23 protein-coding genes (1 of these 23 cut by a window edge) are annotated in these 26,336 nt (G+C 64.6%); 10 read left to right on the top strand and 13 right to left on the bottom strand.

Annotation, left to right across the window (positions count from 1 at the left end; all coding sequences use genetic code 11):
• Nucleotides 1–460 carry the 3' portion of a formate/nitrite transporter family protein gene (locus ACYUME_RS06350; protein WP_460418344.1) on the top strand. The gene continues 422 nt to the left of window position 1, outside the view, so the window shows 460 of its 882 coding nt (coding positions 423–882); its start codon lies off the left edge, out of view; it ends in the stop codon at nucleotides 458–460.
• Here the strand turns inward: ACYUME_RS06350 and ACYUME_RS06345 are convergent.
• Nucleotides 457–1,551, bottom strand: coding sequence for an MBL fold metallo-hydrolase (locus ACYUME_RS06345; RefSeq protein ID WP_460418343.1), 1,095 nt, complete (start codon nucleotides 1,549–1,551; stop codon nucleotides 457–459). The two genes, ACYUME_RS06350 and ACYUME_RS06345, sit on opposite strands and share 4 nt — an antisense overlap.
• A 126-nt stretch (nucleotides 1,552–1,677) precedes the next feature.
• Here ACYUME_RS06345 and ACYUME_RS06340 point away from each other — a divergent pair, with 126 nt between their 5' ends.
• Both ACYUME_RS06340 and ACYUME_RS06335 read left to right on the top strand, forming a co-directional pair.
• The gene (locus ACYUME_RS06340) at nucleotides 1,678–2,754 is read left to right on the top strand and encodes a diguanylate cyclase (protein ID WP_279887926.1); all 1,077 of its coding nucleotides are present in this window, start codon (nucleotides 1,678–1,680) and stop codon (nucleotides 2,752–2,754) included.
• Nucleotides 2,755–2,804: 50 nt separating this feature from the next.
• On the top strand, nucleotides 2,805–5,387 hold the full coding sequence (locus tag ACYUME_RS06335) for a bifunctional diguanylate cyclase/phosphodiesterase (RefSeq protein WP_279887927.1): 2,583 nt from the start codon (nucleotides 2,805–2,807) through the stop codon (nucleotides 5,385–5,387).
• A 65-nt stretch (nucleotides 5,388–5,452) separates the two neighbouring features.
• Here the strand turns inward: ACYUME_RS06335 and ACYUME_RS06330 are convergent, their stop codons facing one another.
• Nucleotides 5,453–5,773, bottom strand: coding sequence for a DUF2025 family protein (locus ACYUME_RS06330; RefSeq protein WP_279887928.1), 321 nt, complete (start codon nucleotides 5,771–5,773; stop codon nucleotides 5,453–5,455).
• A gap of 183 nt (nucleotides 5,774–5,956) precedes the next feature.
• On the opposite strand from ACYUME_RS06330, the gene ACYUME_RS06325 reads away from it, so the two are divergent.
• Entirely contained in the window at nucleotides 5,957–7,171 is a 1,215-nt protein-coding gene (locus ACYUME_RS06325) for a GAF domain-containing sensor histidine kinase (protein WP_460418342.1), read from the top strand.
• On the opposite strand, the gene ACYUME_RS06320 is transcribed toward ACYUME_RS06325, so the two are convergent.
• A complete protein-coding gene (locus ACYUME_RS06320; RefSeq protein ID WP_460418341.1) occupies nucleotides 7,110–8,027 on the bottom strand; it encodes a LysR family transcriptional regulator in 918 nt (305 codons plus the stop codon). The two genes, ACYUME_RS06325 and ACYUME_RS06320, sit on opposite strands and share 62 nt — an antisense overlap.
• Before the next feature lie 113 nt (nucleotides 8,028–8,140).
• Between ACYUME_RS06320 and ACYUME_RS06315 the strand changes: the two genes are divergently transcribed.
• Nucleotides 8,141–8,899, top strand: a complete 759-nt coding sequence (locus ACYUME_RS06315) for an SDR family NAD(P)-dependent oxidoreductase (RefSeq protein ID WP_279887934.1) — start codon at nucleotides 8,141–8,143, stop codon at nucleotides 8,897–8,899.
• Between the two features lie 33 nt (nucleotides 8,900–8,932).
• Here the strand turns inward: ACYUME_RS06315 and ACYUME_RS06310 are convergent, their stop codons facing one another.
• A complete protein-coding gene (locus ACYUME_RS06310; RefSeq protein WP_279887935.1) occupies nucleotides 8,933–9,712 on the bottom strand; it encodes a LysR family transcriptional regulator in 780 nt (259 codons plus the stop codon).
• A gap of 101 nt (nucleotides 9,713–9,813) precedes the next feature.
• Here ACYUME_RS06310 and ACYUME_RS06305 point away from each other — a divergent pair, with 101 nt between their 5' ends.
• Complete coding sequence (locus ACYUME_RS06305; protein ID WP_460418340.1) at nucleotides 9,814–10,542, top strand: SDR family oxidoreductase; 729 nt, start codon at nucleotides 9,814–9,816, stop codon at nucleotides 10,540–10,542.
• Between the two features lie 99 nt (nucleotides 10,543–10,641).
• Here the strand turns inward: ACYUME_RS06305 and ACYUME_RS06300 are convergent, their stop codons facing one another.
• The 7 genes from ACYUME_RS06300 to ACYUME_RS06270 form a co-directional block, all read right to left on the bottom strand.
• A complete protein-coding gene (locus ACYUME_RS06300) occupies nucleotides 10,642–11,532 on the bottom strand; it encodes an efflux RND transporter periplasmic adaptor subunit (protein WP_460418339.1) in 891 nt (296 codons plus the stop codon).
• An 11-nt stretch (nucleotides 11,533–11,543) separates the two neighbouring features.
• A complete protein-coding gene (locus ACYUME_RS06295; RefSeq protein WP_279887939.1) occupies nucleotides 11,544–11,750 on the bottom strand; it encodes a DUF1656 domain-containing protein in 207 nt (68 codons plus the stop codon).
• Nucleotides 11,737–13,725: an FUSC family protein gene (locus ACYUME_RS06290; RefSeq protein ID WP_460418338.1), complete on the bottom strand. Its 1,989-nt coding sequence runs from the start codon at nucleotides 13,723–13,725 to the stop codon at nucleotides 11,737–11,739. The genes ACYUME_RS06295 and ACYUME_RS06290 overlap by 14 nt, the downstream gene beginning before the upstream one ends.
• A 300-nt stretch (nucleotides 13,726–14,025) precedes the next feature.
• Entirely contained in the window at nucleotides 14,026–14,142 is a 117-nt protein-coding gene (ccoM, locus tag ACYUME_RS06285; protein WP_279887943.1) for a cytochrome c oxidase subunit CcoM, read from the bottom strand.
• 135 nt (nucleotides 14,143–14,277) lie between these two features.
• Nucleotides 14,278–14,439 carry a hypothetical protein gene (locus tag ACYUME_RS06280; RefSeq protein ID WP_279887944.1) on the bottom strand — a complete coding sequence of 54 codons (162 nt, stop codon included), beginning with the start codon at nucleotides 14,437–14,439 and terminating at the stop codon, nucleotides 14,278–14,280.
• Between the two features lie 59 nt (nucleotides 14,440–14,498).
• Nucleotides 14,499–14,825, bottom strand: coding sequence for an aspartate-semialdehyde dehydrogenase (locus ACYUME_RS06275; protein WP_460418337.1), 327 nt, complete (start codon nucleotides 14,823–14,825; stop codon nucleotides 14,499–14,501).
• Between the two features lie 102 nt (nucleotides 14,826–14,927).
• Entirely contained in the window at nucleotides 14,928–15,623 is a 696-nt protein-coding gene (locus ACYUME_RS06270) for a M949_RS01915 family surface polysaccharide biosynthesis protein (RefSeq protein ID WP_460418336.1), read from the bottom strand.
• A 127-nt stretch (nucleotides 15,624–15,750) separates the two neighbouring features.
• Here ACYUME_RS06270 and rapA point away from each other — a divergent pair, with 127 nt between their 5' ends.
• Nucleotides 15,751–18,597 (top strand): RNA polymerase-associated protein RapA, encoded by a 2,847-nt coding sequence (rapA, locus tag ACYUME_RS06265; RefSeq protein WP_279911489.1) that lies wholly within the window; start codon nucleotides 15,751–15,753, stop codon nucleotides 18,595–18,597.
• A 255-nt stretch (nucleotides 18,598–18,852) separates the two neighbouring features.
• Nucleotides 18,853–21,117 carry a putative bifunctional diguanylate cyclase/phosphodiesterase gene (locus tag ACYUME_RS06260; RefSeq protein WP_279887464.1) on the top strand — a complete coding sequence of 755 codons (2,265 nt, stop codon included), beginning with the start codon at nucleotides 18,853–18,855 and terminating at the stop codon, nucleotides 21,115–21,117.
• Here the strand turns inward: ACYUME_RS06260 and ACYUME_RS06255 are convergent.
• Nucleotides 21,017–21,904, bottom strand: coding sequence for an NAD(P)-dependent oxidoreductase (locus tag ACYUME_RS06255; RefSeq protein ID WP_279887466.1), 888 nt, complete (start codon nucleotides 21,902–21,904; stop codon nucleotides 21,017–21,019). The genes ACYUME_RS06260 and ACYUME_RS06255 overlap by 101 nt on opposite strands.
• A 191-nt stretch (nucleotides 21,905–22,095) precedes the next feature.
• Between ACYUME_RS06255 and ACYUME_RS06250 the strand changes: the two genes are divergently transcribed.
• Nucleotides 22,096–24,279 (top strand): hypothetical protein, encoded by a 2,184-nt coding sequence (locus tag ACYUME_RS06250; protein WP_279887468.1) that lies wholly within the window; start codon nucleotides 22,096–22,098, stop codon nucleotides 24,277–24,279.
• A 210-nt stretch (nucleotides 24,280–24,489) separates the two neighbouring features.
• Here the strand turns inward: ACYUME_RS06250 and ACYUME_RS06245 are convergent, their stop codons facing one another.
• The gene (locus ACYUME_RS06245) at nucleotides 24,490–24,795 is read right to left on the bottom strand and encodes a DUF2288 domain-containing protein (protein ID WP_213659879.1); all 306 of its coding nucleotides are present in this window, start codon (nucleotides 24,793–24,795) and stop codon (nucleotides 24,490–24,492) included.
• A 359-nt stretch (nucleotides 24,796–25,154) separates the two neighbouring features.
• On the opposite strand from ACYUME_RS06245, the gene ACYUME_RS06240 reads away from it, so the two are divergent.
• Nucleotides 25,155–26,270 carry a branched-chain amino acid ABC transporter substrate-binding protein gene (locus ACYUME_RS06240; protein WP_460418335.1) on the top strand — a complete coding sequence of 372 codons (1,116 nt, stop codon included), beginning with the start codon at nucleotides 25,155–25,157 and terminating at the stop codon, nucleotides 26,268–26,270.
• Nucleotides 26,271–26,336: the final 66 nt, after the last annotated feature.

Raw genomic sequence — 26,336 nt, 5'->3', positions numbered from 1 at the left:
CACCCTGCTGGTGGCCTGGGTCATGCTCGAACTGCCGATCTTCGACAGCAAGACCGACATCGCCTTTCTCGATATTGGCCGCAAGGTGATGGAGAACGGCATTACCCAGATGTTCGCCAAAGGCATCGTCTCGGGCTGGATGATCGCCACCATGGTCTGGATGATCCCGTCCATGGAGCACGCCAAGATCTGGATCATCCTGATGATCACCTACCTGATGGCCCTGGGGGATTTCACCCATATCGTGGTCGGCTCGGTCGAGGTGTCCTATCTGGTCTGGGCCGGCGAACAGACCTGGCAAGCCTTCTGGCTGCAGTTCGCCCTGCCCACGCTGGCCGGCAACATCATCGGCGGCAGCTTCATCTTCGCCCTCATCAGTCACGCCCAGGTACGCAGCGATAGCGGCAAGCCGCCCTCGCGGCTATTAAAGGATGACAAAACCTCGAAGACCGATGGCTAGCGTGTCGCGACAGCGCGCTCGACCGCCCTGCCCTTCTGCGGCAGTGGCCGTGGCCGCCACCAGTTCTGCCCCGGATGGGGAGAGTCGAGACTGATCCGCTCCCCCATCTGCGGCGTGCTCAGCGGGACCTGCGCCGCGTTGGCCAGCGCCAGAATGCGTTCGAACGGTTCCTGCCAGCTGTGGATGGAAAGATCGAACGTGCCGTTATGAATCGGCAGCAGCCAACGGCCACGCAGATCCAGGTGTGCCTGCAGACTCTGCTCCGGCTGCATGTGTACATTGGGCCAGGCCAGGTTGTAGGCGCCGGTTTCCATCAGAGTCAGGTCGAACGGTCCGAAACGCTCGCCGATTTCGCGAAAGCCTGCAAAGTAGCCAGAGTCGCCACTGAAGAACAGGCGCATGCCCTCATCGATCATCACCCAGGACGCCCATAAACGTCGGTTGCTGTCGAACAACCCGCGTCCCGAGAAATGCTGCGCGGGCGTGGCGACGAAACGCACGCCTTGCACTTCGGTCTCCTGCCACCAGTCCAGCTGCCGCACCTTGACTGGCGGCACGCCCCATTCGATCAGCAGGTCGCCCACCCCCAGCGGCGCCAGGAAATGCTCGGTGCGCGGCGCCAGGCGACGTATGGCCTGTTCATCCAGATGATCGAAGTGGTCGTGAGAGAGAATCACCGCAGTCAGCGGCGGCAGATCGTCGATGTCCAACGGTGGCGCGTGAAAGCGCAAGGGCCCGGCCCATTGCACCGGAGAGGCGCGCTCGGCGAAAACCGGGTCGGTAATAAAGAAGCGCCCGCGCAACTTGAGCAATACAGTGGAATGCCCGAGGCGCCACAAGCTGCGATCCGGGGCATCGGCTACCTGCTGGCGGGTCATGGACTGCACACTGAGCCCCGTGCCAGGGCGGGTTTCTGGCGGCTTGCGCAGCAGCAGGTACTTGATACCGATGCGCAGCTTCTTGAGCGCGCCATCCTTCGGCAATTCGACCTGATTGTGGAAACGTCCATCCCGGCGCGGTGCCGGCTCGCCGGCAGGGGTAGCCATGGGAACCATGAGCATGAGCACTCCGAGCAAGAGGAAAGCCTTCATGTTACTCCACAGGGACCGGATCAACCGTGAATTGGCTTGTAAGGTCATTTTTCGCCGATGAGCGATTGTTCAACAATATTCACGCGACTTATGCGATAAACGGCGCCTCACAGAAGAACGACAACCATGATCGACAACCGCAGCGGCAAAGGGATTTCTTTCGTCAGGCGCATCTACCTGCCGCGGATCATCGGCCTGGGTATCGGTCTGTTCAGCGTGATGGCCGCCATCGCCCCTCTGTCGCCGCCGTCTTGGGCCTGGGCCCTGTTGCTGTTCAATGGCCTGGCCTGGCCGCATGTGGCCTATCAATGGGCATTGCGCTCGACAGCGCCCTACCAGGCCGAGCAACGCAACATGCTGATCGACTCGCTGATGGGCGGATACTGGACCGCGGCGATGCATTTCAATCCATTGCCCACCGTCACCATCCTGTCGATGATGACCATGAACAACGTCGCCGCTGGCGGCACGCGGCAGCTCGGACGCGGCCTGCTGGCCCAGCTGTGCGGCATGCTGCTGGCCAGCGCCCTGCTTGGCACCGGCCTGCAAACGCAGGCGACGCCCCTGCAGGTACTGGCCTGCCTGCCGATGCTCACGCTCTATCCATTGGCCCTGGGCTGGGTGTGCTACCAGCTGGCGATCAAGCTGGCCGAGCACAAGCGCCGGCTAAGCGCCCTGAGCCGTACCGACAGCCTCACCGGCCTGCTCAATCATGGCTCATGGAAAGACCTGCTGCTGCTCAAGTTCCAGATCTGCCAGCAACAGCAACTGCCAGCGGTCGTCGCCCTGATCGATATCGACCACTTCAAGGCCATCAACGACACTTACGGCCACGTGGTCGGAGACTGTGTCCTGCGCCAGCTCAGCCAGGAACTCAAGCGCAACCTGCGCGAGGACGACCTTGCCGGGCGCTACGGTGGCGACGAGTTCTGCGTGATCCTCCCCAATAACGGGCAAGCCCAGGCCTGCCTGGCCATGGAGCGTCTGCGCGAGCGTGTGGGCGCCTATCGCAACCCGCAGCTGCCGGACCTGCGCATCAGCCTGAGCATTGGCATGGCGCCGATCCACCCCAGCATGCCCTCGCCCGAGCACTGGCTGGAACAAGCCGACAGAGCCTTGTACGCAGCCAAGCACCAGGGCCGCGACCAGGTCAATTTCGCCCGTGGCGAGGTCACACCGCTCAAGCTGGCCTATCCTGACTGAACCTTCCCCCAGGCCGGGCGGAAGACTGCAGTTGAAGGAGTCGCCCGTACATGGACAGGAACGTCGACCTTTCACCCTCGAGCCCTACGTCACACCGGCAGGTGCGTCGCCTGGTCGGCGCGTTCTGCGCCCTGTTCGGGCTTGCCTGCCTGTTCACCCTGGTGGCGCTGTTCAACATCGCCGCCACGCTGGACCGCCAGGAGCAGGCGCAAAGTGCCTTCCACGCCACCCAGGCGCTGGAGCAGCGGCTGCTGGCCTCGCGCCAGTTCCTTTCCAGTTACGCGGTCTGGGATGCCGCCTACGAGCACCTGGTCGGCAAGGTCGACTGGCAGTGGGCCTACGACGAAAAGAACATCGGCGAGTCGCTGTACAGCGCCAGCGGTTACGAAGGCGTCTTCGTGATCGAGGACGGACGCACCAGCTACGCCCTGTTCAAGGGCAAGCCCACCGACTCGCCCGCCGGCGCGCACATCGACAGCCCCCTCGCGCCCCTTATCGAAGCTGCACGCAAGGCCGCGCCGGCCCGCGAGCAGATTACCCATTTCGTGCGTTTCAATGGCTGGCCTGCGGTGCTCAGCGCGGCGGCGGTACGCCCGGACAAGGACGTGACCGAGGCCGATGTCAGCCAGGCACCGGTGATGGTGTTCGTCGACCAGCTGACCGACGCCAAGCTGGCTGCGCTGGGCGCGGGCGCGGGCCTGACCGGCATGCGCCTGGAGAAGGACAGCGCCGCCCAGGCCGAAGAGCCCCATATCGCCCTGGGTGATACCGGCTATCACCTGGCCTGGAACAGCCCGCAGCCAGGCCGCCAGTTGCTTCATGCCTTCCTGCCGCCACTATTGGCCGTCCTGGCACTGCTCGGCCTGGTGCTGCTCTACCTGTTCCGGCACGCCTTGCGCAGCTCCCGGGCCATCGATGCCAGCCTGTTGCGCCTGCAGCAAAGCAACCGCGCCCTGGAAGCCAGCGAGCAGCGCTTCCGGGCAGTGGCCGAAGCCGCTTCCGACTGGATATGGGAAACCGACCGCCACCATCGCCTGACCTACCTGTCGCAACGCTTCGCCAGCGTCACCGGCTACCGGATCGAGAACTGGCTCGGACAGCCGCTCAATCAGTTGCTGTCCTGCGACACCACGCCCCTGCTGCCCTGGCTCGACAGCCAGGCCGACAGCGACCCGCAGCAGTTGGCGAACCTGCGCTGCAACTACGATGACGCCAGCGGGCAGAACCGCTACTGCCGCATCTCGGCGCGCTCGATCGTGTACGAGGGCAAGCTAGCCGGTTTTCGCGGTACCGCCAGCGACATCACCGACGAGGTCGCCGCCCATGCCCGGATCCAGCACCTGTCCATGCATGACGCGCTGACCGGTCTGGCCAACCGCAACAAGCTTTCCCGGCACCTCGAGCAAGCCCTGCTGCGCGGCAGCGATGCGCCTGCGCTGACCCTGCTGCTGCTCGATCTGGACAGTTTCAAGCCGATCAACGATTCGCTCGGTCACCCGGCGGGCGATGCGGTGCTGCAGGAAGTGGCGACCCGTCTGCGCGATACCACCCGCGACGGTGACCTGGTCGCGCGCCTGGGAGGGGACGAATTCGTCCTGGTGCTGCTGGGCCTGGATAACCGTAGCGAGATCGATCGCTTCTGCGCGCGCCTGCTCGACCTGCTGCAGCAGCCTGTCAGCTTCGAGGAGCATCAGTTGCATGTCGGCGCCAGCATCGGCATCGCCCAGACCCGGACACAGGGCTTCGACGCCGGCGAACTGATCCGCTGCGCCGATATCGCCCTGTACCAGGCCAAGGCCGACGGCAAGAACACCTGGCGCTACTTCTCGCCGGAGATGAACCAGCAAATCCAGTACCGCCGACAGCTGGAAAACGACCTGCGCCGGGCGATCAAACAGCACGAATTCGTTCTCTACTACCAGCCACGCTACCGCCTCGACGGCCTGCGCATCGTCTCGGTCGAGGCCCTGCTGCGCTGGCAGCACCCGCAGGAGGGCCTGCTCGGGCCGGATACCTTCATTCCGCTGGCCGAGCAGAGCGACCTGATCGTCCCCCTGGGGCGCTGGGTACTGAGCGAGGCCTGCCGCACCGCGCGCGAATGGCCCGACGAGCTGCTGGTCTCGGTCAACCTGTCGCCAGCGCAGTTCTCGCGCAGCGATGTCGTCGCCGACGTGCGCCAGGCCTTGCTGGAAACCGGATTCCCAGCCCAGCGCCTGGAGCTGGAGATCACCGAGAACGTCATGCTCAACGATATAGAAGGCGCCCTGGGCACGATGCTGGCGCTCAAGGAGCTGGGCGTTCGCCTGAACATGGATGACTTCGGCACCGGCTACTCGTCGCTGGGCTACCTGCGCACCTACCCGTTCGACAGCATCAAGATCGACAAGCGTTTCATCGCCGGGCTGAGCAGCCAGAGCGGCAACGACCGGGCGGTGGTCCAGGCCATCATCAACCTGGGCAAGGCCATGGGGCTGACCGTGACGGCCGAAGGGGTGGAGACCGAGCAGCAACTGAAGACCCTGGACAAGGAGCAGTGCCACGAGGTGCAGGGCTACTACCTGAGCAAACCGATGGACCGCGAAGGATTCGAGGCGCTGCTGGCGGGACGCGACGCCCGCCAGGATGTGTCCTGACCCGGCGGGAACGGGTCGCGCGCCGCGATGACCTCGTTCCCACAAGATGAACACTGCACCCGAAATCAGCGCAGGTTGCGCTCGGCGACGATCTCCGGCAGGTCGGTGCGCTGCAGATAAAGACGTAACGGCTCGCCGATGTTCAAGCGATCGTCGACATGCTGCGCCAGCAACAGCGCCAAGCGCTCACGGCAGAGCGCCATGCGCGCCTCGGTCTCGGGCCGCCAGACGAACTCGCTGCACGGGGTGATGCTGTCGTCGGCCACATCCATGCCGAACGAGTCCTCGGAAAACCGCACGATATGGGTACCGCGCTTGCCGTGGAAGCCGACGAAGCCTCTTAGCTGGTCGGCAGCGTTGCAAATATCCTGGGAAGTGATGGCCATGGCGTTACCTCGCATGAAGAACCGGAAGTGACGCACACAGGGCAAGCGGTCGCCTCTGGCGGGCAACGCGCAGGCCCAGCCTAGCGTAACTGCCAGACCGTTCGCCAAGATTTTTTTGCCCGGTCCGACGGCCCGCTAGAATGATTTTTCGAGCCCTTTCGCCGCCATCGGACCCGCACCTTCATGACCCAGGCCGCCAATGCCGACATCGCCATCATCGGTCGCATCAATGCCGTGCCGGCCATCCTCCAGGTGATCTGCGAGACGACCGGCCTGCGCTTTGCCGCCGTGGCGCGGGTCACCGACAACAGCTGGACCGCCTGTGCCGTGCTCGACACCCTGGGCCTGGGCCTGGCGGTTGGCAGCCAACTCGACGTCGCCACCACCCTGTGCCACGAGATCCACGGCACCCGCCAGACCATCGTGATCGACAAGGCCAGCGAGGACCAGCAGTACTGCCACCACCCCATACCACGCCTGTACCGTTTCGAAAGCTACATCTCGGTCCCGGTGCTGCGTACCGACGGCAGCTTCTTTGGCACCATCTGCGCCCTGGATCCCCAGCCGACACCGCTCAAGGGCACGGCGATCCAACCGATGATGGAGTCCTTCGCCCGCCTGCTGGCGATCCAGATCGAGAGCGAGGAGAACGCCCAGCGCACCGAGCGCGCCCTGCGCAAGGAGCGCGCCATGGCAGAGGTTCGCGAACAGTTCATCGCCGTGCTTGGCCACGACCTGCGCAATCCGCTGTTCGCCATCACCGCCGGCGCCGAACTGCTCAGCCAGCGCCTGCGGGATGACAAGCAACGTGCCATCGCCCTGCACATCCTCACCTGCGGTCAACGCGCCAACCAGCTGGTGCGCGACATGCTGGACTTCGCCCGGGGGCGCCTGGGTACTGGCATCCCGCTGAACCTGCAGCCATGCCACGACTTGCCCGAAGCCCTGCGCCACGTCGCCTCCGAGTTGCAGCGAATTCACCCGCAGCGGCGCATCGCCCTGGATATCGGCCAGGTTGGCGGCCTGTCGTGCGATCGCGAACGGATCACCCAGCTGCTCTCGAACCTGATCGCCAACGCGCTGGTGCATGGTGATCCCCAGGGCACGGTGACCGTGCGCGCCACGCTCGCCGACGGCACCTTCACCCTGAGCGTGCACAATCAGGGCGCGCCAATTCCAGCGCAGACGCTGCCCCTGCTGTTCCAGCCCTTTAGCCAACCGCTCTGCGACGCCCCTGGGCAAGGCCTGGGCCTGGGCCTGTACATCGCCAACCAGATCGCCCTCGCCCACGGCGGCCAGATGGAAGTGACGTCGAGCCTGGAGCACGGCACGTTGTTCAGTTTCCGTCTGCCATCGGGTCGACCTGGGACGCCAGCAACACCGTCAGCCAGTTCATGAACGCCTGGACCCGGCGCGGCACATGGCGCTGCCGCGCGTACAGCAGCGACACCGGCATGGCCCGTGCCTGCCAGGGCTCGAGCAACGACACCAGTTCGCCCTTGCGCAGGTGCTCCTCGACGCCCACCGCCGGCACCTGGATCAGGCCGAGACCGGCCAGGCAAGCGGCGGAATACGCCTCGGCGTTGTTCACCGTGACCACGCCGGCCATGGCCTGGAAGCACAACTGGCCACCCTGCTCGTACTCGAAGCCGGGGCTGCGCGCGCCGAGGCTGCGCACGTAATGAACCAAGCGATGGCTGGTCAGGTCTTCGAGCCGCTCTGGCACGCCATGCCGCTCGAGATAGGCCGGGCTGGCGCAATTGCGCATGCTCAGGCTGCCTACCGGCCGGGCCACGACATCCAGGTCGCCCAGCGCGCCGATGCGCATGACGCAGTCGAACCCCTCGCGCAGCAGGTCGACCTGACGGTCGGTGCAACTGATTTCCACCTCCAGGCGCGGGAAACGCTCGAGAAAACCCGGCAGCGCCGGCACGATCACCCGCCGCGCCATCATGGTCGGCAGGTCGATGCGCAGGCACCCGGCCAGCTCGGCATCGTCGGCGCTGAACAGGCTTTCGATCTCGTCCATGCCCGACAACAGGTCCTTGCCGCGCTCATACAGCAAGGCGCCATCCTGGGTCGTCCGCACCCGGCGCGTGGTGCGATTGAACAGCCGCGTGCCGAGCAGGTTCTCCAGCGCGCGCACTTGCTCGGAAACGGTCGAGCGCGGCAGGCCGAGGCTTTCGCCGGCCAGGGTGAAACTGCTGAGTTCGCTGACCCTGACAAAGGTGCGCAACAGATCCAACTTGTTCATCAAGGCCTCAATTGTCCATTCATCACGAACAGTATTTCCAAAATCAGCGGATTTAACAGACCTCGACCGACCAATAACCTGTCGCTAACCACCACCCCACCGAGGTAACCGACATGACCCGCAAGATCGCACTCATCACCGGCGCCAGCCGCGGCCTGGGCAAGAACACCGCTGAGCACCTTGCCGCCCGCGGCATCGACGTCATCGGCACCTACCATAGCAAGGCCGATGAAGCCCAAGCCGTGGCCATCTCGCTCGAACAGGCCGGCGTGCGCGCCGCCATGCTGCAGCTGGATGTCAGCGACAGCGCCAGCTTCGGCGATTTCGCCCAGCGCCTGGGCGAATCCCTCGAACAGCGGTTTGGCCGGCGCCAACTGGACTTTCTGGTGAACAACGCTGGCATCGGCTTGAACGTCCCCTTCAGCGAGACCAGCGAAGCGCAGTTCGATCAGTTGCTGAACATCCAGCTCAAGGGCCCCTTCTTCCTCACCCAACGCCTGCTGCCGCTGCTGGCCGATGGTGGACGCATCGTCAACATCTCCACCGGCCTGACCCGTTTCGCCCTGCCCGGCTACGCCGCCTACGCCGCGATGAAAGGGGCCATGGAGGTGCTGACCCGCTATCAGGCCAAGGAACTGGGCGCACGCGGCATTCGCGTGAACATTCTCGCCCCGGGTGCCATCGAGACCGATTTCGGCGGTGGCGTGGTGCGCGACAACCAGCAGGTCAATGACTACATCGCCGGCAACACTGCCTTGGGCCGGGTCGGGTTGCCCGACGATATTGGCGCGGCGATCGCCCTGTTGCTGGAGGATGGCAATGGCTGGATCACCGGACAGCGCCTGGAGGTGTCTGGAGGGATGTTCCTCTGAGATTGATCCGCCCCGACGAGGGCAGGTCTTGCCTCAAGGTCCCATCAAGGCCTGGTGCAAGCTGGCCAGTGCCGGCAACGCCAGGGCCTGGCTGCTCATGCACAGGCCAATCCGCCGCCTGAGCGCCAGCCCCGGGCCCGGCTGCCAGTAGACCCCTGGATGACGCTCGACCAGCGATTGTGGCAGCCACGCCGCGCCCAGCCCGGCGGCGACCATCGCCAGGACCCGTTGCAGCGAGCCGGCCTGGCCGACCTGCTCGCCCTCGCCATACAACCCCATCAAGCGCTGGTGCGAAGGGTGCTGCGGGCAGGTGATCCAGCGCCCATTCGGCTGGCTGCCGGTCGCCACGACCAGCACGAACGCCTCCTCCCAGAGCGGCAGGAACAATTCGTCCTCGCAACGCTGGGCCTCGTCGGCCAGGCGCGCATCACCTTCGCAGCCCTCGAGCAGCGTCAGCTGCAACCCTGCCACCGCCTGGCTGGCCAGGCGCACGCAGGCCTCGACCTGAGCCGGTGCGATGTCCGCCTCGATGCCCAACGCCAGCGCTACCCGCTCTTGGCCCTGGCGAAAGCGCAGGCGCAGCGCGTCGGCCTCGGCCACCATGCGGCAGGCCTGTGGATACAGCTCACGCGCCTGTTCGCTGACTTCGACGCCGCGGGCCTGACGCAGGAACAGCTCGGCGCCCAGGTCCTCCTCCAGTTGGCGAATGGTCACCGACAAGGTCGGCTGGGCCACGCACAGACGCTGCGCGGCCAGCGTGATGTTGCGCGCTTCAAAGACCGCGATGAATGCTTTGAGATGACGAATATCCATAGACAAAACCGATGCCAGCCAAAGAAATAAGCCGTTTTTCATGGTTAGGAGCGCTACCTAGAATACCGACCATCGAAAACGATTATGCCTGGGAGGCAACCATGAACAAACCACTGATCATCGTCACCGGCGCCAGCTCCGGTATCGGCGCCGCCACCGCCCGTCTGTTCAGCGCCGCCGGCCATCCCCTGCTGCTGCTCGCCCGCCGGTTGGAACGCCTCGATGCCCTGGCATTGCCCGATTGCCTGTGCCGCGCCGTGGATATCCGTGACCGTGCGGCACTCGTCGCCGCCGTGGCCGAGGCCGAGGCGCTTTACGGTCCGGCCGATGCCCTGGTGAACAATGCCGGGGTGATGCTGCTGGGGCAGATGCACGAGCAGGACCCGGAACAGTGGGAACGCATGTTCGACATCAACGTCAAGGGCCTGCTCAACGGCGTGCATGCGCTGGTCGGCGGGATGATCGAGCGGCGCCATGGCACCCTGATCAACGTAAGCTCGGTGGCCGGACGCAAGACCTTCCCCAACCACGTGGCCTATGTCGGCAGCAAGTTCGCCGTGCACGGGCTGTCGGAGAATCTGCGCGAGGAACTGGCACCGCACAATGTGCGGGTGGTGACCATCGCCCCTGGCGCGGTGGAGACCGAATTGCTCGGGCATACCACCGATGAGGGCATCAAGCGCGACTACGAGGCGTGGAAGGCCAATGACATGGGCGGCGTGGTGCTGACGGCGCAGGACGTGGCCGGGGCGATCGTCTGGGCGTATCAGCAACCGCAGCAGGTGTGCGTCCGCGAGATCGTGCTGGCGGCGACCGCCCAGCAGCCCTGAGAACCCGCCCTTCAGAGCTTTGGGTGAGAGGGATATTGACCGAGCGAGGGCCTTAAACTCTAACGGCGAACACCTTGAAAGCAATGGCCTGAAAACGCGCTATCGATCGTTAGCCGGCACGCCGGTCTCCGCGCGCTCCTCGTGAACTTGCACGCTTGCGGTCATGCCGGCGCTCAGCGTCACCCCTTCGGGGATTTGATCCAGGCGGATCCGCACCGGGATCCGCTGCGCCAGCCGCACCCAGTTGAAGGTCGGCTCCACTTCGGGCAACAGCTGCCCGTCCGGCGTCGAGTTGCGGTCGGTGATCCCCCGGCTGATGCTCTGCACATGCCCTTGCATCGAGTCGCCAGCGCCCATCAGCCAGACCTTGACCGGGTCGCCGACGCGGATCCTCGGCAGCTTGGTTTCCTCGAAATAGGCCTGGATGTAGAACGTGGAGTCGTCCACCAGCGCCATCACCGATTGCCCGGTATTGACGAAGTTGCCCTCGGCCAGGCGCAGGTTGGTGATGTGCCCGCCACGCGGGGCGCGCACCTCGCTGCGGGCCAGGTTGATCTTCGCCACCTGCAACTGCGCCTGGGCCTGGTGTAGTTCACCACGGGCGACGGCAGCGTTGATCTGGGCATTCTCGCGCAGCTCCGCGCTGATCGCCTCAGGCCCCAGGGCGGTGCGCCGCGCGGCTTCACGGTCACGCAGGCGCAGCTGCTGGGTGCGGGTCTCGACCACGGCGCTGGCCTGGTCGAAGGCGGCCTGGAAACGTTCGCGATCGATGGTCATCAGCAGGTCGCCCGCCTTGACCTGCTGGTTGTCATGCACCTTCAGCGCACTTACCCAACCGGACACGTCAGGGGCGATCACCACCACGTCGGCCCGCACCCGGGCATCTCGGGTCCAGGGCGTGAGCATGTAGTACTGCCAGAGCTGATAGCCGGCGAACACGGCGAGGATCACCACGCACAGGGTGACCAGGGTACGTACGGCTGTACGCATGGACTTACTCCTTACAAAGGTCCCAGCAGCCTCACCACCAGGTACAACACGCACACGAACAGCGCGGCGTCGAACAATGCCTCGTGCCAGATCCACCGCCCCAGGGGCGTGGCCTGGACGAAGATGCGCACCAGGCCGGTGACCACCAGCGCCATCAATACATAGATCAGAAACGGGCTGAGCAGCACGCCCCCCAGAGCCCACTCACGCAACCCCATGCACGTCCTCCTGCCAAAGGCACCACTTGCCCCAGCTCTTGCGCAGCTGCAATACCGCGCCGACGGCCAGGCGCAGCGGGTCGCTGGGCGGCTGGCCGCGCAGGGCCTCGATGAACTGTTCGGTGGCGGCGTCCAGCCGCTTGCCGCGCCCGGGGGCCGGGCCGCTGGCGAGCACCGCCTCCAGTTGCCTCAGGTACGCGCGCTCGGCATCGCCCAGCGGCGCCTTCGCCACCGCCAGGCACATGCGCAGATGCACCAGTTCGTCGCCGATGTCCAGGCCATGCAGCCCGTCGTCCCAGCGCTTGCGCTCGGCTTCGGGCAGTTCGCTGGCATGTCGCGCCAACTGCATCAGGCGGTCGGCCATGCGCCCGCCGAACCAGCTGTCGGCGCCGCGCAGATCGCGCCGGGTCAGGCGCACCAGGTCGCTCTGCGTGGCGGCGCGCAGGCGGCGGCCGAGCCAGGCAGGATGACGCAGTACCAGCAGACGGAACGCCAGCACCGCAGCGCCCACGCCAAGCAGCATGGCCTGTGCGCTGTTGAGCATGCTCGCGACATCGAAATGCATGGCATTGAGCGGTGCGACCAGCACGATGAAATGCAGGCAATAAGAGGTGGCGGTAGCGCCGATGCGTGGGTGTGCCATGCCCAGGGCCCCGAAGAACAGCGGCACGCCCATTGCCAGGCAGAGCATGGCGAAGCTGCTCCACTGCGCCAGCAGGATCTGCCCCACCAGGAACGCGACCGGGATCGCCAGCAGGATGCCACGCAGGAAGCTCAGGCCAATCTGCGCGCCGTTCTCGCGGCTGGCGAACAGGCTGCAGACCACGCAGGTCAGCACCAGCCCGCCTGGCGCCGACGGCCAGGCGGTGGCTAGCCAGAAGCTGCTCATGGCCAGGAAGGCCAGGGCACTGCGAGAGCCGAACAGCAGCGCCAGGGACAGGTCACGGTGGGCAGCCAGGCTCTGGGCCACCTCCTTCGGCGCCCTGCCCTGCTCCACGTCGCCAAGGGCCCCGCTGGCGGCCATGGCAAAGTCCAGCAACAGGGTCAGGCGCGCCAGGCAGTAATGTTCGGCGGGGCTGATGGTTTGATCGTGAGCCGCATCCCAGACCCGCTGACGCAACACCAGCAGGCTGGGTTGATCGGGCGCGGCCAGTTGCGTGCGCACTTCTTCCAGCCAAGGCGCCAGGCGTCCGGCCTCGCTTGCGTCGAGCTGACGCCACTGTCGGCGCACCGAGCGGGCGATGCGCAGCAGCACCATCAGTTTCTGGCTGAGACCGCTGATCGCACGGGCTCGCTGGCGGCCACGGCGACCCTCGAACCAGGCATGTTCACGTTGCGTGTCGATGGCGACGATGCGCCCGAGGCTGTCGAGCAGGCCTTGGCGTGCACTCTCCTCGCCGCCGAGCATGGCGCTGGCCGCCTGCAGGCCATTCTGCCAGGCCTGGCGTGCCTGACCGGCAAGCTGCTGTTCGACCCGAAGCGGCCAGACCAGCGCGCTGCTGAGCGTGGCGCAGCAAATGCCCAGGCTAATCTCGGTACAGCGCGCCACGGCCTGGTCGAACACCTGCAGCGGATGATCGATCGCTGGCAGGGCGATGATCGCCGCCGTATAGCCGGCGAGCACGTAGGCATAGGCCCAGGCGCTGCGCAGCTGGGTGGACGCCGCGGTGCACAGCGCCAGCCACAAGGCCAGGGTCAGCAGGAACAGCCAGGGCGTCTGCGCGAACAGGCCGATGAACACCACCGACATGAAGGTACCGACCAAAGTACCGACCAGACGGGCCAGGCCTTTCTGCACCACCATGCCCGACAGCGGCTGGGCGACGATGAAAGCAGTCATCAGCGCCCAGGCCGGCTGCTCCAGGCCCCAGCGCAGCGCCAGCCACAACGCCAGGCCGCCACCGAACAGGGTCTTGATGGCGAACTTGAGGGCGAGACTGCTGGGGGCGAACAGGGCCTGGAAGGTGATGGGCACGAGGCGGACCTTGGCAAGGCGGTGTAGTACAAGAAAGATAGACAATGCAAAGCAGGATAAATCGAGAACGATTAATTAGCTAGCTAATCATCATTTTAGCGTTCTTCGCGGCCAAGCCCCACAGTGACCGCGCCGATCTCAAGCCATGCGCTGTACCTGTGGGAGCGGGCTTGTCGGGGCGCCGAACCGCCGCGAAGGGCTGCAAGGCAGCCCCGAAGCCTGCAATGACTTTTCCATGGGCAAAAAAATGGGCGACCGAAGTCGCCCTAAATGCCTTGCGTGCTCGTGAATCGGGAAGGCTCAGCGCTGGTTGCGCTTCTTCGCGTCCTTCCAGATGAAAATGCCCAGACCGGCGAAGAAGGCCAACATCAACCCGACCGTTACCACTCCGGCGATAACCACGTTGTCGAAGAACATGTCGGCCCCTCCCTTGGTGTGCCGTCATCCGATGGGTGCAAGGTAACCAATGCAGGGCGGGGGAAAATTGACCGGAGTCAAAGGTGCCCGGGACCGGGCACGCGAGGCGGGCGCAGGGTTGACCTGCATCAAGTTTCAGCGTTTCTTGGGCTTGCCCTTGGACTTCTTCTTTTTCGCCTGCCCCAACGGCATGGCCTGCTCGAAGGCCTGGCGCATGTCATTCAGGCGCTTGTCGTTGAGGTCATGGATGCGTTTGGCGCGCTCGGCGCCGAAATCGATCAGGTTGTCTTGGCTCATGGCGGGCTCGACGGACAGCAGAGGCCTTCATGATGAAGGCAAGCGCTCGTGCTGACTAGTCAGACTTCGATGTCCACCAGCAATCCCTGGCGGGTACGCTCGCCCAGTGGCGCCACCGGCACGGTGTTGTCGGCATTCAGCTCATCGCCGGGCACGGCCTCGTACCGCTCGCCTTCGGCCTGCTGGCGACGCTGCTGCTGGCGCCGCTGCTCATCGCGCAGCAGCAAGGCCTGCTCCTCGGGGTCGCGATGGTTCTTCAGGTCGATGGCGCCATCACTGGAGGTTGGCTGCGCGGGCACCACCGGCGCGATCGTCGGCGGCGGCTTGACCGGATCCTGTTGCGAGGTCACGGGGGCGGCACTGAGAGGAATGATGGGCGGCAGCATGGGGTGGGTCTCCTGTAGCCTTTTTGTCGGCTGGTGGTCCGCCTGCGGGCGAAGGTGTGCGGCGCATCACAGCGCCGCGGCTGCCCGAAGTATAGCGTGGCCTTACTCGGCCTCGTCGTCCGGGTCGTCGTCCGACGGCGCGGCGGAATCGCTCCAAGGCCGTTTGTAGACCTGCTGCCAGACCGCATCCATGTGCGCACGCAACACTTGCGGGGCATTCTTCAGTGAAGCGCTGTCTTCGCGCTCGCCACCGAACGGGTCTTCGCCCGGCGGGGTGATCAGCGACTGTCCGGTGATGGTGTAGACCGCCTGGCCCTCGCGCATCTCGATAGCGATGTCATGGGGGTCGATGCCGCCGCCGCAGAATGAATGACTGGCCACCGTCACCTCGGCGATGCCGTCCTTGTTCAGGTCGCTGACGTCGCTGACATCGGTGTAGAAGTCCACGTCGAGGTCCAGGCCGGCGCAGGTGGTTTCCTGCTCGTTCTGCCAGCGTGGCCTGAACACCTCGCCACTGCTCGCGCGGCCATACAGGGTGGCCTTGAGCACCACCTTGTCCACTTCCTCCTCGGTGTCAGGGTCGGTGGCCTGGCCATCGACCCGGCTCAGCACCAGCAGCCCTTCGCCTTCGCGGTCGTGGAAGTGCACGCTCTTGATCGGCGTCTGCACGCCCAGCACTTCCAACTGCTCGGTCGGGATCGGCGGCAGGACCTCGAAACTCTTCTGTTCACAGGCGGCCAGCAGCGCCAGGCTGCCCAGGCCCAAGGAGACGTTCAACCAGCGGTGCTTGGCAAACATGGTGGCGCAGGGTCCTCATGGCGGGCGGTGTTCGTCGATGAACGCGCTAGACTCTGTAGATTCTTTGGTCTGGCGCAGCCGATCCGTTAACATAGCCGGCTTTGTTCATCGCGGGAGTTTTGGCAGTATGGCGCAGCAGTATCAACCGGGGCAACGCTGGATCAGCGACAGCGAAGCCGAGCTCGGTCTTGGGACCATCCTGGCGCAGGATGGCCGCCTGTTGACCGTGCTCTACCCGGCCACCGGCGACACCCGCCAATACTCGCTACGCAACGCGCCGCTGACCCGCGTGCGGTTCTCGCCAGGCGACCAGATCACCCACTTCGAGGGCTGGAAACTGACCGTGCGCGAGGTCGACGATGCCGACGGCCTGCTGGTCTACCACGGCATCGACGCGCAGAACCAGCCGCGCACGCTGCCCGAGACGCAGCTGTCGAACTTCATCCAGTTCCGCCTGGCCAGCGACCGCCTGTTCGCCGGGCAGATCGATCCACTGTCGTGGTTCTCGCTGCGATACAACACCCTGCAGCACACCAGCAAGCAGATGCTTTCCAGCCTGTGGGGCCTGGGCGGCGTTCGCGCGCAACCCATCGCCCACCAGCTGCACATCGCCCGTGAAGTCGCCGACCGCATCGCCCCACGGGTACTGCTGGCCGACGAAGTGGGCCTGGGCAAGACCATCGAAGCCGGCCTGGTGATCCACCGCCAGCTCCTGTCGGGCCGCGCCAGCCGTGTGCTGATCCTGGTCCCGGAGAACCTGCAGCACCAGTGGCTGGTGGAAATGCGTCGGCGCTTCAACCTGCAGGTCGCGCTGTTCGACGCCGAGCGCTTCATCGAAAGCGATGCCAGCAACCCGTTCGAGGATGCCCAGCTGGCGCTGGTCGCCCTGGAATGGCTGGTTGATGACGAAAAGGCCCAGGATGCGCTGTTCGCCGCCGGCTGGGACCTGATGGTGGTCGACGAGGCCCACCACCTGGTGTGGCACGAGGAGCAGGCCAGCCCCGAGTATTCGCTGGTCGAGCAACTGGCCCAGGTCATTCCCGGCGTGCTGCTGCTCACCGCCACCCCCGAGCAACTGGGCCAGGACAGCCACTTCGCCCGTCTGCGCCTGCTCGATCCCAACCGTTTCCACGACCTGGCCGCCTTCCGCGCCGAAAGCGAAAACTATCGTCCGGTGGCCGAGGCCGTCCAGGAGCTGCTCGACGAAGGCCGCCTGTCGCCCAAGGCCCACGCCACCATCCAGGGTTTCCTCGGCGCAGAGGGCGAGGCGCTGCTGGCCGCGGTCAGCGATGGCGACAGCCAGGCCAGCGCCCGCCTGATCCGCGAGTTGCTCGACCGCCACGGCACCGGCCGCGTGCTGTTTCGCAACACCCGCGCGGCGATCCAGGGCTTCCCCGAGCGTCAACTACACCCCTATCCCCTGGCCAACCCCGACGCCTATGCCGAACTGCCGTCGGGCGAGCGTGCCGAGCTTTACCCTGAAGTGGCCTTCCAGGCCCAGGGCGAGACCGCCGACGACGAGCGCTGGTGGCGCTTCGACCCACGGGTCGATTGGCTGATCGACACCCTGAAGATGCTCAAGCGCACCAAGGTCCTGGTGATCTGCGCCCACGCCGAGACCGCCATGGACCTGGAAGACGCCCTGCGCGTGCGCTCCGGCATCCCGGCCACGGTATTCCACGAAGGCATGAGCATCCTTGAGCGTGACCGCGCCGCCGCCTACTTCGCCGACGAAGAGTTCGGCGCCCAGGTGCTGATCTGCTCCGAGATCGGCAGCGAAGGTCGCAACTTCCAGTTCGCCCATCACCTGGTGATGTTCGACCTGCCGGCCCACCCGGACCTGCTCGAGCAGCGCATCGGCCGTCTCGACCGGATCGGCCAGAAGCACACGATCCAGTTGCACATCCCGTACCTGCAGGACAGCCCGCAAGAGCGCCTGTTCCAGTGGTACCACGAGGGGCTCAATGCCTTCCTCAATACCTGCCCGACCGGCAACGCCCTGCAGCATCGGTTCGGTCCGCGCCTGCTGCCGCTGCTGGCCGGTGGCGACGACAAGGGCTGGAGCGCCTTGGTGGCCGAGGCCCGCGCCGAGCGCGAGCGCCTGGAAGCCGAGCTGCACAGCGGTCGCGACCGCCTGCTGGAACTCAACTCCGGCGGTGCCGGCGAAGGCCAGGCGCTGGTCGAGGCGATCCTCGAACAGGACGACCAGTTCGCCCTGCCGATCTATATGGAAACCCTGTTCGACGCCTTCGGCATCGACAGCGAGGACCATTCGGAAAACGCCCTGGTGCTCAAGCCGAGCGAGAAGATGCTCGACGCCAGTTTCCCGCTGGGCGACGACGAAGGCGTGACCATCACCTACGACCGCGGCCAGGCGCTGTCGCGCGAGGACATGCAGTTCCTCACCTGGGAACACCCGATGGTCCAGGGCGGCATGGACCTGGTGCTGTCCGGCTCGATGGGCAACACCGCCGTGGCGCTGATCAAGAACAAGGCGCTCAAGCCCGGCACCGTGCTGCTCGAACTGCTGTACGTCAGCGAGGTGGTGGCCCCACGCAGCCTGCAGATGGGCCGCTACCTGCCGCCGGCCGCGCTGCGCTGCCTGCTCGACGCCAACGGTAACGACCTGGGCGCGCGCGTGGCCTTCGAAACCCTGAATGATCAGCTCGAAAGCGTGCCCAGGGCCAGTGCCAACAAGTTTGTCCAGGCCCAGCGCGACGTGCTGGCCCAGCGCATTGCCGCAGGCGAGGCCAAGGTCCTGCCGGTGCATGACGAGCGCGTGGCCGAGGCCCGACAGCGCCTCACCGCCGAGGCCGATGAAGAGCTGGCACGCCTGACCGCGCTCAAGGCGGTCAACCCGAGCGTGCGCGACAGCGAGATCGATGCGTTGCGCAAGCAACGCGAGGACGGCCTGGCGGCGCTGGAAAAAGCGGCGCTGCGTCTTGAAGCGATCCGGGTGCTCGTCGCCGGTTGATCTCTATAGAGGTCATCGCGGGGCAAGCCCGCTCCCACAAATGCCCAATGGGCTTGTGGGAGCGGGCTTGCCCCGCGATCGTTTCAGCCTTTCGATATCCATTTAGACCTTACAGCTATTACCCTCATATCCAAATGGTAGAAATCAAAGTGCCATTAATCAGGAAGGCTTAAACACGCGTTTCTATACTCCAGCAGGAACAGTCTCCATCCGTGCTTTTTGGGGACGAGTGAAGACTCGACGAAGAGGCCTGCAATGGAGTGGCTGGGACTGCAATTGTTCGCCGAGCTGCCGGCGACCGGACAGATCGTCCTCGACTGCCGACACAACCCTTTTCTGGTGCTGCTTGCCTTCTCGGTGGCCAGCGCCGCCTGTTTCGCCACGCTGGACATGAGCGAACGGCAAAGCCACTGCGAAGACCGCTTCGCCCGCAGGCAATGGCGCGTGCTCGGTGCCTGCTGCCTGGCCGGTGGCATCTGGGCCATGCATTTCATCAGCATGCTGGCCTTCGAAGCCCCCTTGGAAATGCACTATGACGCCCCGCTGACCGGCCTTTCGCTGCTGATCGCCCTGCTGGCCTCCTGGCTGGCGATGAACAGCCTCAACCGCGGCGAAATGCACCTGCGCCACTACGTGCAGACCGCGCTGTTTATCGGCCTGGGAATCAGCGCCATGCACTACACCGGCATGGCCGCCCTGCAGACCAGCGCCCAACAGCACTACCAGACCGGCCTGCTGCTGGCCTCCATCGGCATCGCCGTGGTCACCAGCCTGGGCGCACTGTTGCTGGCCCGCTACTTCCACGAAGGCAGTGGCACCCTGCACCTGCTGATGAAATACGGCGCGAGCCTGCTGATGGCCGGCGGCATCGTGCTCACCCATTTCACCGGCATGGCCGCGATGACCCTGGTCATCCCCCAGGAGACCGCTCTGCACCTGTCCTCCGGTGACAACAGCCTGCAACTGGCGCTGACCATCGCCTTCATCACCTTGCTGATCAGCGGCAGCAGCATCAGCGCGGCCCTCGCCGACAAGAAGCTGCAGAGCAAGGAGCACGACCTGCGTCGGGTCAACGTGCTGCTCAGCCAGCTCGACCAGGCTCGCGCCTCGCTCCAGCAAGCGGCGCACTACGACGCCCTGACCAACCTGGTCAACCGCCGTGGCTTCAACCAGGTATTCGCCGAGCGCCTGGCCGAACAGTCCGTCCATGACGGCATGCTGGCGGTGATGTTCCTCGACATCGACCACTTCAAGCGCATCAACGACAGCCTCGGCCATGCCGCCGGCGACGAGCTGCTCAAGGTAATCGCCGGCCATATCAAGGCGGCGACCCGCGGCCAGGACCTGGTGTCGCGCTTCGGTGGCGACGAGTTCTGCATCGTCACCAGCCTCAACAGCCGCGATGAAGCCCGACACCTGGCCCAACGCATCATGCAGCGGATGAAAGAGCCGATCGACCTGGCCGGCCGACGCATGGTGATGACCACCAGCATCGGCATCAGCATCTTCCCCGACGACGGCCAGAGCACCGAGGAACTACTCAAGAACGCCGACCTTGCGCTCTACCAGTCCAAAGGCTGCGGGCGCAACAGCCTGAACTTCTTCAACAATGGCCTGAAGACCCGTGCCACCCTCGAACTGCAACTGGAAGAAGAGCTGCGCGTGGCACTGTTCGAGGAGCGCGGCCTGTGCGTGCATTACCAGCCGATCTTCGACCTGCACAGCGGGCAGGTCGCCAAGCTCGAAGCCCTGGTGCGCTGGCAGCATCCGCAACACGGGCTGCTCAGCCCTGAGCGCTTCATCGGCATCGCCGAGGCCAACGGTTTGATCGCCGAGCTGGACCTCTGGGTGCTCCAGCGCGCCTGCGAGGATCTGGCAAAGCTGAACCAGCACGGCTACGCCGAACTGAGGGTCACGGTGAACTGCTCGGCGCTCACCCTCGGCCGCGAGGAACTGGCCACGGAAGTGGAAATGGCGCTGTTCCAGGCCGGTCTGGCGCCACGCCAACTGGAGCTGGAGGTCACCGAAAATGCCCTGATGGGCGACATCCACCACACCATCAATCTGCTCAAGCGTATCCGGGCCATGGGCGTGGCCCTGTCGATCGACGATTTCGGCACCGGCTATTCATCGCTCGCCTACCTCAAGCGTCTGCCGCTGGATGTGCTGAAGATCGACCGCTCGTTCATCCAGGACGTGCCGGCCAGCCAGAAGGACCGCGAGATCGTCCAGGCGATCATCATGATGGCCCATACCCTGCACCTGAAAGTGGTCACCGAAGGTGTCGAGACCGCCGAGCAGCACAGCTTCCTCGCCAACCACGGCTGCGATTATCTGCAGGGCTACCTGCTCAGCCGCCCAGTGCCTCTGGCCGAGCTACGACCGATCCTCGACCGGCTCGATCGCCAGGACAACGATTTCAATCCTTGTTGCGATACAGCTCTACCAGGGTCGCCGGATCTTTTTGCAGATAACCCTGGCTACCGTGCAGGCGCATCAACTGCGCGGCGAGGCCACTGACGGGGGTGGCAGAGCCCTGCTCGCGGGAAAATTTCACTGCGCTATCGAGGTCCTTTAGCAGGGTGCGCACGTGCCACTTGATCGGTTCGAAGCGGCTCTCGGCCATTTGCGGGGCGAGAATCTGCAGGGGTCTGGAGTCGGCAAAACCGCCGGCCAAGGCTTCGGCGATCAGCCGTGCATCGACCCCTGACTGTTCGGCCAGCGCCACCACCTCGGCGATCACCAGGGCATTGCAGGCGACGATCATCTGGTTGCAGGCCTTGGTCACCTGCCCCGCGCCTACGCCCCCCATGTGCGTGACCCGTTGGCCGAGGGCCAGCAATACCGGCCGTGCCCGCTCCAGATCGTCCGCCTCGCCACCGACCATGATCGCCAGGGTCCCCGCCTCGGCGCCCGGCGTGCCGCCGGACACGGGCGCGTCGAGCCAGGCCATGCCGCACAGGGCCGCCAGCTCCGCAGCCATCTCCCGCGTGGCGGTGGGCTCGAGGCTGGAGAAGTCCACCAGCAACTGCCCGTTGCGTCCGCCACTGGCAATGCCCCGCTCGCCGAACACCACCTCGCGCACCACCGCCGTGTCGGCCAGGCACAGCAACACCATGTCCGCCGCCTGGCACAGCTCGGCGGGGCTGCTGGCAAGGCGGGCACCGGCGGCGACCAGCTCGGCGCACTTGTCCGGGCTGCGGTTCCACACGGTCAGCGGGTAACCGGCGGCCAACAGGCGACGGCACATCGGCAGGCCCATCAGGCCGATCCCGGCGAACCCCAGCGAAGGCAATGCAGTACTCATGGAGGACTCCAGATTAAAGAAGCGTGACAAACGGGCGATGCAGTGCGGGTGCGCGACAAAAACCCTAGAAGCACTAGGGGAAAACCCGATCGCGCAAGAAAAAGACGCACTGATAAAGTCGCGAGATTTTCCGTAATGGCCATATGACATGCGCCAGCGGAAAGCTACCAACACCAGGCAAATGGCGCACTATGACCTCTACGAACACTTCTGCCAACGCGGTCCCCGAGTCGTCGCTCATCCCCGCCGGGCTGACCGTCGGCAATGCTCGGGACCTTTCCGCCGCCCGCAGCATGCCGGCGCAGCAGTACCTGTACTTCACCGAGCAGGACATCCAGCGCATTCTCGACAATCTCGATGGCCTGCGTGACCTGGTGTTTCCAGCGAACCTGCATGTCGAGGACGAGGACCAGTTGCGCCTGGAACAGCAGTTCCCCTCGGTCTGCCTGATCGGCCTGGGCCGCTGTGGCTCGAACATCGCGCTGGATGTGGCGGAGCTGGTATACAACGCCCGCACCTTCTTCCTCAACGAGTTCAACAACGAGGACCGCATCAAGGGTGAGTCCGGCTACAGTCCGGCGCGCTGGATCCGCCAGAACCTGCGCCTGGTGCAGAACAAGGCCGCCAAGCCGGTGTTCCTGGTCGAGCCGCTGGTGATGCTCGGCGACCTCGACAAGGACATCGCCGGGCGTATCCGCTTCTCGCGCAAGGGCGAGCGCGGCGCCTTCCTGCGCGACTACAGCAAGATGAAGATCATGGACCTGTCCGAGGTGCATGCCGGCGGAGCCGGCAACGCGCCGATCCTCGGCCAGTACCTGGCCAAGATCATCCTCAACAAGGACACCCAGCGCTTCTCCAGCGCCGACTGGAAGCTGATCCACTCGTACCTGATCGACTCCTGTGGCATCAAGGCCAACCAGTCGCGCCTGTACTTCTATATCTTCAGCGCCGGCGGCGGCACCGGCTCGGGCATGGCCTCGGAATTCGGCCTGGCCCAGCAGTATTCGTACATGAACAAGACTTTCGACACCAAGCCGGCCGACGAGAACGACGGCAAGAGCGGGCATTCGTTCGTCTTCGAGCCGATCTTTACCAGCGGCATCTGCGTGCTGCCCAATGCCTCCGACCACCGCAGCGAAATGTCCGAGGCGCTGCACATCAACGCCGGACGCCTACTGTGCAAATACCTGTCGGAGGAATGGGACTTCTCGTACAACTTCGACAATGAAGACAGCAGCGAAGCCAGCGTCATGGGCCGGATCCGCCCGTGGAACGCGATGATGCTGATCTCCAACGACATCATGCGCTACGCCGAGGAGAGCGACGACGGCACGATCCAGAACATCGACGTCAATGCCATGGAGAAGCACGCCAACCAGTACATCTCCCAGCAGATCTTCAACATCCTTACCGCCCAGGCGGTGACCACCGACTACGACCAGAACTACTTCCGCCGTGCCGGCATCGACATCGGCGAGACCATCCGCCTGGACGCCAACGACCTGTTCATGAGCCTGGCCGGCCCCGTGGCCATCGCCTACGCCGAATCGGTGGTGCCGGAAGTGCCAGCGGCGGGGTCGGACAAGTTCAAGGTATTCGAGCGCGAGCAGCCGCGCCTGGACATCGACGATCTGTTCTTGCGCTCCATCGACCTGCCGCACTTCAACAAGCAGACCCAGGCCATCGAAGGCATCAGCCTGCTGCCGATCGAATCACGCCGCTACCGCGCGGCGCTCGAGCAATACAAGGCCTCGGGCTACGACGCCGCGGCCCTGCACGACCTGCATTTCTTCAAGAACTGTTCGTCGGTGGTGTCGATCGTGTCCCTGCCCAAGGACTACAAGCTGTCGTACATGGACTTGAACCGGCTCAAGACTCACCTCAACAGCCTGTTCCCCAACACCACGCTCAAGCGCTACGCGCTGGTGATCGGCGCCTCGGCCAACCTGTCGCTGACCACCCTGATCGCCAAGAGCCCGTGCCTGTCGGACGACTTCCTGACCCTGATCGTGGCGTTCATCAAGCGTTGCTTCGCGCGTACCCCGTACCGCTTCGACGACACCCTGGACAACGCCATCCTCGAATTCATCACCGGCGAGCACTTCGACGAGGCGCGCATCGACGAGCTGCTCAACGAGTTCGAGAATCCGGCGAAGATCCTCGACACCAACTGGTATGCGATCAAGCCGATGTACGAGAAGAAGTACCGCGAGCTGATCAACGACAAGAGCCGCTTCGTCTCGATCAACGACATCCGCCTGTCGCGCGAATGCGTGAAGAAGGCGGTGAAGTACCTGCGCGAGATCTTCCGCCACCGCATCGGCAAGACCCGGGTGATTTCGCTGAACAGCCATACCGGGCGCGTGGATTACTGAAAACCATCGCGGGGCAAGCCCGCTCCAACGAGGAGCCCTCGTGGGAGCGGGCTTGCCCCGCGATCATTTCGGCGGCTATTACGCATGCCGTAAACTGTTACCGCCCCGCCGAATCACCCCGCCACTGTTACCAACTTCCACCTTACGTGAGCGTCAACACGCACCGTATCGAGGCGTCTGCGCGTTTTCGCGCACTAAAAAAGCGCGCACTTATTCCGCTTTCTTCGCTTGAATCACGATGAACGGCGAAACCACCACCGCCCAGATCTCTGGATCGCGGGTTTGCAGGTCAAGCGCCTGCTCGGCGGAAACCGGCCCAACAGTGCCATCACTACGCCACTTGGCGAAGATCTCGCTGCGATTCTCGGCCATCGCCTCGGCAACGGCGATCAGGTCAAGGCTGGGGTCGACCCAAATCAGGTCACCCTTGGCCCAGAAACGCTCCAAGGCTTTCCACTCGATGACAGCGGTCTCGCCGAGCAATTTGGCATAGAGGGTGCTTACTTGATCAGTCATGGGTTACCTGCGCAAAGATCGTCCGAACGAAAATGGCCGATATTTTTGCAGAAAAACCTGGTTTCAAATACGTAATTTGGTCGATCAGGCCCGAACTTGTGGGGGCGGGCCAAGGATGCAGGCAAAGTGATGGCGCTTTTCTGTATCTTTCTGTCGATCACGCGACACCCTTGGAAACAGACGCTTTTCGCCCGCTTTTCAAGCGCTCGGACGGCGCTCTACACTGTACCGGTACAGTTCCGGGACATGTTCCGGGGGAAGGCGGGGTTACGGCGTGGCGTAGCCAGGCCGCGAATCCCGCCCGGTCTGTAGCCCTGGCCTCAGGACTATAAGAATTACAACAGAATGAGTGGAGCACTATGATCAAGATTTCCAAGCTGTTTGCCGCGATGGTTCTGGCCGGAGTCGCCAGCCATTCGTTTGCCGCCGACACCATCAAGATCGGCATCGCCGGTCCCAAGACCGGGCCGGTGACCCAGTACGGCGACATGCAGTTCGTCGGCGCCAAACAGGCCATCAAGGACATCAACGCCAAGGGCGGCGTCGATGGCAAGATGCTCGAAGCCAAGGAATACGACGACGCGTGCGACCCTAAACAGGCCGTGGCCGTCGCCAACAAAGTGGTCAACGATGGCGTCAAGTACGTGATCGGCCACCTGTGCTCCAGCTCCACCCAGCCTGCGTCCGACATCTACGAGGACGAAGGCGTGATCATGATCACCCCCGCCGCCACCTCGCCGGAAATCACTAGCCGTGGCTACAAGATGGTCTTCCGCACCATCGGCCTGGACAGCGCCCAGGGCCCGGCCGCCGGCAACTACATCGCCGACCACGTCAAACCGAAAGTGGTCGCCGTCCTGCACGACAAGCAGCAGTACGGTGAAGGCATCGCTACCGCAGTCAAGCAGACCCTCGAGAAGAAAGGCACCAAGGTCGCCGTCTTCGAAGGCCTGAACGCCGGTGACAAGGACTTCTCCTCGATCATCCAGAAGCTCAAGCAGAACAACGTCGACTTCGTCTACTACGGCGGCTACCACCCGGAGCTGGGCCTGATCCTGCGCCAGGCGCAAGAGAAGGGCCTGAAAGCCAAGTTCATGGGCCCGGAAGGCGTGGGTAACGACTCCATCTCGCAGATCGCCCAGGGCGCCTCCGAAGGCCTGCTGGTCACCCTGCCGAAGTCGTTCGACGCCGACCCTGCGAACAAGGCCATCGTCGACGCCATCAAGGCCGACGGCAAGGACCCGAGCGGTCCGTTCGTGTTCCCGGCCTACTCGGCTGTCCAGCTGATCGCCGACGGCATCAAGGCCGCCAAGTCCGAAGACGCCGACAAGGTGGCTGCCGCCATCCACGCCGGTACCTTCAAGACCCCGACCGGCGACCTGTCCTACGACGAGAAAGGCGACCTGAAGGACTTCAAGTTCGTCGTCTACGAATGGCACTTCGGCAAGCCGAAGACCGAAGTCTCCCCTCAGTAACTGCGTGACTAATAGCTGACCGAGAAGCCCACTGTGCGAGCAGTGGGCTTTGTTTTACGAGGTTCT

This window comes from Pseudomonas sp. microsymbiont 2, assembly GCF_054788395.1.
This window is presented reverse-complemented; position numbering and strand designations above follow the sequence as displayed.

Excerpts from the sequence above, each read along its gene's own strand:
- ACYUME_RS06270 (WP_460418336.1), bottom strand. The coding sequence starts at position 15,623 with ATGTTTGCCAAGCACCGCTGGTTGAACGTCTCCTTGGGCCTGGGCAGC.
- ACYUME_RS06295 (WP_279887939.1), bottom strand. The coding sequence starts at position 11,750 with ATGGGGTTGCGTGAGTGGGCTCTGGGGGGCGTGCTGCTCAGCCCGTTT.
- rapA (WP_279911489.1), top strand. The coding sequence starts at position 15,751 with ATGGCGCAGCAGTATCAACCGGGGCAACGCTGGATCAGCGACAGCGAA.
- ACYUME_RS06310 (WP_279887935.1), bottom strand. The coding sequence starts at position 9,712 with ATGGATATTCGTCATCTCAAAGCATTCATCGCGGTCTTTGAAGCGCGC.
- ACYUME_RS06325 (WP_460418342.1), top strand. The coding sequence starts at position 5,957 with ATGACCCAGGCCGCCAATGCCGACATCGCCATCATCGGTCGCATCAAT.
- ACYUME_RS06245 (WP_213659879.1), bottom strand. The coding sequence starts at position 24,795 with ATGACTGATCAAGTAAGCACCCTCTATGCCAAATTGCTCGGCGAGACC.
- ACYUME_RS06280 (WP_279887944.1), bottom strand. The coding sequence starts at position 14,439 with ATGAGCCAAGACAACCTGATCGATTTCGGCGCCGAGCGCGCCAAACGC.
- ACYUME_RS06250 (WP_279887468.1), top strand. The coding sequence starts at position 22,096 with ATGACCTCTACGAACACTTCTGCCAACGCGGTCCCCGAGTCGTCGCTC.
- ACYUME_RS06340 (WP_279887926.1), top strand. The coding sequence starts at position 1,678 with ATGATCGACAACCGCAGCGGCAAAGGGATTTCTTTCGTCAGGCGCATC.
- ACYUME_RS06300 (WP_460418339.1), bottom strand. The coding sequence starts at position 11,532 with ATGCGTACAGCCGTACGTACCCTGGTCACCCTGTGCGTGGTGATCCTC.
- ACYUME_RS06240 (WP_460418335.1), top strand. The coding sequence starts at position 25,155 with ATGATCAAGATTTCCAAGCTGTTTGCCGCGATGGTTCTGGCCGGAGTC.
- ACYUME_RS06330 (WP_279887928.1), bottom strand. The coding sequence starts at position 5,773 with ATGGCCATCACTTCCCAGGATATTTGCAACGCTGCCGACCAGCTAAGA.
- ACYUME_RS06275 (WP_460418337.1), bottom strand. The coding sequence starts at position 14,825 with ATGCTGCCGCCCATCATTCCTCTCAGTGCCGCCCCCGTGACCTCGCAA.
- ACYUME_RS06255 (WP_279887466.1), bottom strand. The coding sequence starts at position 21,904 with ATGAGTACTGCATTGCCTTCGCTGGGGTTCGCCGGGATCGGCCTGATG.
- ACYUME_RS06320 (WP_460418341.1), bottom strand. The coding sequence starts at position 8,027 with ATGAACAAGTTGGATCTGTTGCGCACCTTTGTCAGGGTCAGCGAACTC.
- ACYUME_RS06315 (WP_279887934.1), top strand. The coding sequence starts at position 8,141 with ATGACCCGCAAGATCGCACTCATCACCGGCGCCAGCCGCGGCCTGGGC.
- ACYUME_RS06335 (WP_279887927.1), top strand. The coding sequence starts at position 2,805 with ATGGACAGGAACGTCGACCTTTCACCCTCGAGCCCTACGTCACACCGG.
- ccoM (WP_279887943.1), bottom strand. The coding sequence starts at position 14,142 with ATGTTCTTCGACAACGTGGTTATCGCCGGAGTGGTAACGGTCGGGTTG.
- ACYUME_RS06345 (WP_460418343.1), bottom strand. The coding sequence starts at position 1,551 with ATGAAGGCTTTCCTCTTGCTCGGAGTGCTCATGCTCATGGTTCCCATG.
- ACYUME_RS06305 (WP_460418340.1), top strand. The coding sequence starts at position 9,814 with ATGAACAAACCACTGATCATCGTCACCGGCGCCAGCTCCGGTATCGGC.
- ACYUME_RS06260 (WP_279887464.1), top strand. The coding sequence starts at position 18,853 with ATGGAGTGGCTGGGACTGCAATTGTTCGCCGAGCTGCCGGCGACCGGA.